At 72.6% G+C, this 6,062-nt stretch carries 6 protein-coding genes and 1 pseudogene; 4 read left to right on the top strand and 3 right to left on the bottom strand.

Going from position 1 to position 6,062, the window contains the following annotated elements:
• Positions 1-263 (bottom strand): annotated as a pseudogene (locus ACWDY5_RS41315) (hypothetical protein); the annotation flags it as partial.
• Positions 264-340: 77 nt separating this feature from the next.
• Positions 341-541: a hypothetical protein gene (locus ACWDY5_RS41310; protein WP_252484958.1), complete on the bottom strand. Its 201-nt coding sequence runs from the start codon at positions 539-541 to the stop codon at positions 341-343.
• 91 nt (positions 542-632) lie between these two features.
• On the opposite strand from ACWDY5_RS41310, the gene ACWDY5_RS41305 reads away from it, so the two are divergent.
• Positions 633-2,231 carry an LVIVD repeat-containing protein gene (locus ACWDY5_RS41305; RefSeq protein WP_449727579.1) on the top strand — a complete coding sequence of 533 codons (1,599 nt, stop codon included), beginning with the start codon at positions 633-635 and terminating at the stop codon, positions 2,229-2,231.
• A 46-nt stretch (positions 2,232-2,277) separates the two neighbouring features.
• Here ACWDY5_RS41305 and cofC read toward each other — a convergent pair whose 3' ends face one another.
• Positions 2,278-2,910 carry a 2-phospho-L-lactate guanylyltransferase gene (gene cofC / locus ACWDY5_RS41300; RefSeq protein ID WP_449727578.1) on the bottom strand — a complete coding sequence of 211 codons (633 nt, stop codon included), beginning with the start codon at positions 2,908-2,910 and terminating at the stop codon, positions 2,278-2,280.
• A gap of 100 nt (positions 2,911-3,010) precedes the next feature.
• Between cofC and ACWDY5_RS41295 the strand changes: the two genes are divergently transcribed.
• From ACWDY5_RS41295 to ACWDY5_RS41285, 3 genes are read left to right on the top strand one after another with little or no spacing between them, the layout of a single operon-like run.
• On the top strand, positions 3,011-3,760 hold the full coding sequence (locus ACWDY5_RS41295) for a lysophospholipid acyltransferase family protein (RefSeq protein WP_449727577.1): 750 nt from the start codon (positions 3,011-3,013) through the stop codon (positions 3,758-3,760).
• Positions 3,760-4,767 carry an NAD(P)H-dependent glycerol-3-phosphate dehydrogenase gene (locus ACWDY5_RS41290; protein WP_449727576.1) on the top strand — a complete coding sequence of 336 codons (1,008 nt, stop codon included), beginning with the start codon at positions 3,760-3,762 and terminating at the stop codon, positions 4,765-4,767. The genes ACWDY5_RS41295 and ACWDY5_RS41290 overlap by 1 nt, the downstream gene beginning before the upstream one ends.
• 31 nt (positions 4,768-4,798) lie before the next feature.
• Positions 4,799-5,911 (top strand): cystathionine gamma-lyase, encoded by a 1,113-nt coding sequence (locus ACWDY5_RS41285; RefSeq protein WP_449727575.1) that lies wholly within the window; start codon positions 4,799-4,801, stop codon positions 5,909-5,911.
• The last annotated feature ends 151 nt before the right edge of the window (positions 5,912-6,062 follow it).

Below are 6,062 nucleotides of genomic sequence, written 5' to 3'. Positions count from 1 at the left end.
CTCGCGGGCGGCTCGGCGAGCGCGGGCTGCTTGCGCCTCCTGGGCCGGCTGGCTGGTGGTGGCTCGGCCGCCTCGGCCGGCTTGCGGGTGCGCCGGGCCGCCGGGGCGGCGGTCTCGGGCGCCGGCGAGTCGGGGGGCGTGGCGGGGGTGGCCCTGCGCCGGGAGGTGGCGGCCTTCGCGGTGGTGTTCCGAGTGGACGGTCGGGGGCGACCCGCCCGTGTCGTCGGTTCGGTCGGCTTGTCCTCACTGCGGTCCGTGCTCACCCAGCCATTGTCGCTGACCGGGACGGTTGTCGCGCCCCGCACGTGGCGGGATCGCCGGCCACCGCGTGAACTTCCGATTAAGCCGGCGGAACCGGTGGGCGTACCGCGACGACCTGGCCGTCCACCCGTTCCAAGGTCACCCGCTGCCCCGGGCGGGGGGCGAGCCAGCCGCCGGCGAGCACCGCGGCGGCCGGGGCGTCCACCAGCAGGCCGTCATCGCGCAGCACGGTGAGCGAGCCGTCGGCGTGCCTGGTGTGCACGGTGGCCTGTTCCGCCATGCCGAACAGCCTACGACTAACGACTGTTGCCGCTGGCCTGGGCCACTGCGAGGGTGCGAGGACAGCTGTTCACGAAGAGGGGTTCCGCACGATGAAGACACTCGTGGTGCTGACCGCCGCGCTCGCGACCGCGCTGACCGGGGGTGGATTCGCCGCCGCGAACCCGGCTTCGCCGGTCGCGCCGCCGTCCGCCGCGCAGTCCGCCGCCGAAGACCTGCCAGAGCTGCCCGCCGCCTCGGCCAACGTCGAGGTGGTCAACCGCCTGCCCGAGACCAAGGGCGCGATCTCCATCAACTACTCCACCTACCGCACCGGCTGGCGGCAGCGGGAGGTGATGTTCGTCAGTGGTGAGTTCGGTCTCAAGTCCTACGACGTGTCCAATCCGGACAAGCCGGTGTTCCTGGACCACCTGGAGAACTCGACGCTGGCGCTGCCCGGCGACGACGTGAGCAAGCGGTTCTGGGAGAACGAGGACGTCGACGTCGACCACAAGCGCAAGCTGGTCTTCATGGCTCGCGAGCGCACCGCGTTCGGGCGCCAGCCCAGCGGGCCGCGGCCCACCGGCGTCTACATCCTGGACGCCAAGGACCCGGCCGACCTCAAGCTGGTCAGCTTCGCCGAGATGGGCACCGGGCACACCACGACCTGCGTCAACGACTGCCAGTACCTGTGGACCGCGGGCTACGACGGCACCCCGGCCACCGACCCGGACCTGTACAAGCGGTCCGGGAAGATCTTCGTCACCGACATCAGGGATCCGCGCAACCCCAAGACCGCGACCACCTACGTCGACCTGAACCGCAACCAGGGCAAGACGCACATGACCCACGACGTCCAGGTGGACGCCGCGGGCATCGCCTGGGTCGCGGGCACCGGCGGCACCCGTGGCTACCGCACCTCCGGCTGGCACTTCGACCCGCTGACCAAGAAGTTCCGCGAAGCCACCGCGGTCAACCCGATCCCGTACGCCGGTGGCGGTGTGCCCAGCAAGGACATGCCGACCGCGTTCAGCCACAACTCGATCCGTCCGGTCGGCTCGCGGCTGGCCGACGGCCCCAAGCCCTCGGCCAAGCACCCGGCGGGCAGCCTGCTGCTGCACACCGAGGAGGCCTTCGGCTCGCCGACCTGCGCGAACCAGGGCCGGTTCGTGATCTCCTCGCTGAAGGGCTCCGGCAAGGGCGAGTCCTGGCAGGCCAGTGAGACCAAGCCGTTCCACCTGGAGACGGTCAGCGTGTGGAGCCCGCACGACCAGGAGGGCACCATCACCGACGCGGGCTGCTCCGCGCACTACTTCGACATCCACGACCGCGTGGTGGCCTACTCCTTCTACGGCCAGGGCACCCGGTTCCTGGACGTCAGCGACCCGGCGCGGCCGTTCCAGATCGCCTACTACCGGCCGGAGGCGGCGGTCTCCTTCTCGCCGTACTGGCACAAGGGCCGGGCCTACATCGCCGACATCGCCCGCGGTGTGGAGATCGTCAAGCTGACCAAGGGCGCGGAGGCGGCCCGCGAGGCCGGCCAGGAGGTGGTGCTCAAGACCACCAAGCCGGTCGACGACGCGGTGCTGACCACCACCAACCGCTCCAACCGGCTGCCGCTGGCCCCGGACCCGGACTACGGCTGGGCCTGCCCGATGGTCCTGCGCCGCGGCGGCCAGGGCTGCACCGAGGGCGCGGCCAGCTGCTGCTGACCAGGCACGACTGACGAGGGCGGTCCCACTGGGGCCGCCCTCGCGGCTATGCGGCCGGGGCCAGCAGGCGGGCGGTGTGCTCGCCGAGGCCGAGCGCGGCGGCGGCCACCAGGTCCTCGGCAGTGTCCACGTCGCAGCGCAGCGAGGGCCACGGGCCGAGCAGTTCGGCCGCGCCGGAGGCCGCGTGCGCGGTGGCGGAACCGGGGCCGAAGCGCGGGTCCAGCGGGCCGAGACCGGCCAGCAGCAGCGTGGTGCCGGTACCCTGCCGGTCCGGCACGAACGCCCGTTCCGGGGCGGCCGCCAGCGCGGCGTCCAGCTCCTCGGGGCGCAGCGCGGGCAAGTCGGCCTGGAGCGCGCCGATCCGGGCGCCGGGGTGGTCCTGGCGGAGCAGGTCCGCGCCGTAGGCCAGGGCCGCGTTCAGGCCGCCCGGCACGTCCGGCACGGTCTCCACGCCGAGGCCGGTGAGCACCTCGGCCACGTTCGGATCCGAGGTGATGGCCAGCAGGCGGCGCACCCGATCGGCCGCGCGGGCCGCGGTCATGGTGTCGGTGACCAGGGCAAGGGCCAGGCGTTCATGCGCGGTCCGGTCGCCTGCGCCGTTGTCAGCGGCGCCCAGCAACCTGGACTTGGCCCGGAGCAGCACCTTCACCGGGACCACGAGATCGACACGGTTGGACACCCCACCATCCTCCCAACTGGACCTTCCCCACCCTCGCGGGGAAGACTCGCGGCAGCAAGACGAGGCAACACGGCATCGGTGAGACGAAGGAGACATCAGGGTGGCCAAGAAGGAGAAGGGCGGCTTCTGGGTCGGGCTGGCCGCGGCGATCTTCTTCCCGCTGACCAGGATCCTGGCCAGACGGAAGTTCGCCGGACTCGAGCACATCCCGTTCGACAAGCCGGTGCTGGTGGTCGCCAACCACATCTCCTACCTGGACCCGGTCTACAGCGCGGTGTTCGTGCGCTGCGCCCGCCGGGTGCCCCGGTTCCTGGCCAAGGCCAGCCTGTGGAAGGTCCCGGTGCTCGGCGCGATCCTCAAGGGCTCCGGCCAGATCCCGGTGCACCGCGGCTCGGTGGACGCCCGCCGCAGCCTGCAGTCCGGACTGGAGGCCCTGGGCGAGGGCAAGGTCGTGGTGATCTACCCGGAGGGCACCATCACCCGTGACCCCGAGGTCTGGCCGATGCACTCGCACGTCGGCGTCGGGCGGCTCGCGGTGGACCGCTGCGTCAACGGCGAGGCGGTCTGCGTGCCGATGGTGCACTGGAACACCCACCTGGTCTTCGACCGGTACAAGAAGAAGCTGAGCCTGTTCCCGCGCAAGACCGTCACGGTGAAGGCCGGTCCGCCGCTGGACCTGTCCCGGTTCCAGGGCCGCGAGGTGGACGGGGACCTGCTGCGCGAGGTCACCGACCACCTGATGGGCGAGGTGCGCTCGCTGCTGGCCGAGGTGCGCGGGGAGACCGCGCCGACGGAGTTCTACACCGTGCGCAAGAAGAAGGACGACGAGCCCAAGGACGGCGAGAAGTGATGCCACAGCGGATCGCGGTGCTCGGCGCCGGATCCTGGGGCACCACCTTCGCCAAGGTGCTCGCCGACGCGGGCCGGGACGTGGTGCTGTGGGCCCGCCGCCCCGAGGTGGCCGCGGCCATCACCGAGCGCGGCGAGAACCCCGACTACCTGCCCGGCATTCCGCTGCCGGCCACCCTGCGCGCCACAGTGGACCCGCTGGCCGCGCTGGCCGGCGCGCAGGCGGTGGTGCTGGCGGTGCCCAGCCAGACCCTGCGGGAGAACCTGGCCGGCTGGCGGCCGGCGCTGCCGCCGGGCGCGACCCTGGTGAGCCTGGCCAAGGGCGTGGAGCTGGGCACGCTCAAGCGGATGAGCGAGGTGGTGGCCGAGGTCGCCGAGGTGCCGGCCGCGCAGGTCGCGGTGGTGTCCGGGCCGAACCTGGCCCGCGAGATCGCCGCCGAGCAGCCCACCGCGAGCGTGGTGGCCTGCCCGGACGCCGAGCGCGCGGTGGCCTTCCAGCGGGCCTGCTTCACCAACTACTTCCGCTCCTACACCAACACCGACGTGGTGGGCTGCGAGCTGGGCGGCGCGTGCAAGAACGTGATCGCGCTGGCCTGCGGCATGGCAGGCGGCCTCGGCTACGGCGACAACACGATGGCCGCGCTGATCACCCGCGGTCTGGCCGAGACCGCGCGGCTGGGCCTGGCGCTGGGCGCGGACCCGCTCACCTTCTCCGGCCTGGCCGGGCTCGGCGACCTGGTCGCCACCTGCGCCTCCCCGCTGTCCCGCAACCGTTCCTTCGGCGACCGGCTGGGCCGCGGCGAGACCCTGGTCCAGGCGCAGGAGGCCACCCACGGACAGGTCGCCGAGGGCGTGAAGTCCTGCTCCTCGATCCGCGAGCTGGCCGCGCGGCACGGGGTGGACATGCCGATCACCGATGGCGTGTACCGGGTCTGCCACCAGGGGCTGGAACCGCTGAAGATGGCGGCCGAGCTGTTGGGCCGGGCACAGAAGGACGAACGGCAGTGAACACCGAAGACCTGCTTGGTCAGGGTCGAGCATGAACGAAGAATGGGGCGACGGCACCCGGTGCGTGCACGCGGGTGTGCCGCTGCCGGTGCCCGGTCAGCCGCTGGTGCCGGGGCCGGTGTTCGCCTCGGTCTACCACCTGCCGGAGACCCCGTCCGGCAACACCTACGGCCGCGCGGAGAACCCGACCTGGGAGCTGCTGGAGGAGGCCATCGGCGCGCTGGACGGCGGCCGCAGCCTGGTCTACCCCTCGGGCATGGCCGCCATCGCCGGACTGCTGCGCGCCACCCTGCGCTCGGGCGACACGGTGATCGTGCCCGCCGACGGCTACTACGCCACCCGGCAGCTGGTGCACTCGGAGCTGGCCCAGTTCGGCGTGCGGGTGCGCGAGGTGGCCACGCCGGGACCGTGGTCGGCCGAGGTGTTCGAGGGCGTGCGGCTGGTGCTGCTGGAGACCCCGTCCAACCCGCTGCTGGACGTCTGCGACCTGCGCGTGCTCAGCGACCTGGCGCACGAGACCGGCGCGATCGTGGCCGTGGACAACACCACCGCCACCCCGCTCGGCCAGCGCCCGCTGGAGCTGGGCGCGGACGTGGTGGTGGCCAGCGACACCAAGGCGCTGTCCGGGCACAGCGACCTGCTGCTGGGCCACCTCTCCACCAACGACCCCGAGCTGTACGCCCGGCTGGCCCAGGGCCGCAAGCTCAGCGGCGCGATCCCCGGCCCGTTCGAGACCTGGCTGGCCCACCGCGGCCTGGGCACCCTGGACCTCCGGCTGCGCAGGCAGGCTGACAACGCCCAGGCGATCGCGACCGCGCTGCGCGCGCACCCGGCGATCACCGACCTGCGCTGGCCCGGACTGCCCGAGGACCCCGCGCACGAGATCGCCAAGCGGCAGATGAGCCGGTTCGGCGGCGTGCTCCGGTTCACCTTGCCGGACAAGGAGACCGTGCACCGGTTCCTGGCCGCCAGCGAGCTGGTCTCGGCCACCACCAGCTTCGGCGGCCTGCACACCACCGCGGACCGGCGCGCCCAGTGGGGCGACGCCGTGCCCGAGGGGTTCGTGCGACTGTCTGCGGGGTGTGAGGACACCGCGGACCTGGTCGCCGACATCGTGGTGGCGCTGGAGATGGCGACCAGCTAGGTCGTGTCCGCGGAGCCCCGTCGGCGGGAGTCGTGATCAGTTTGGCCGCTGGCGGCGCGGCCGCCGGCTCTGGCCAGGATTCGTGCGCGGCGCAGCGGCGGCTGGTCAACCCCGATCGGCACGTACATACCACCGGCGGCGAGCACGCCAA

The organism is Crossiella sp. NPDC003009, assembly GCF_053591555.1.
Note: the sequence above shows the minus strand (reverse complement) of the source record. Positions and strands in the feature narration are given on the sequence as shown.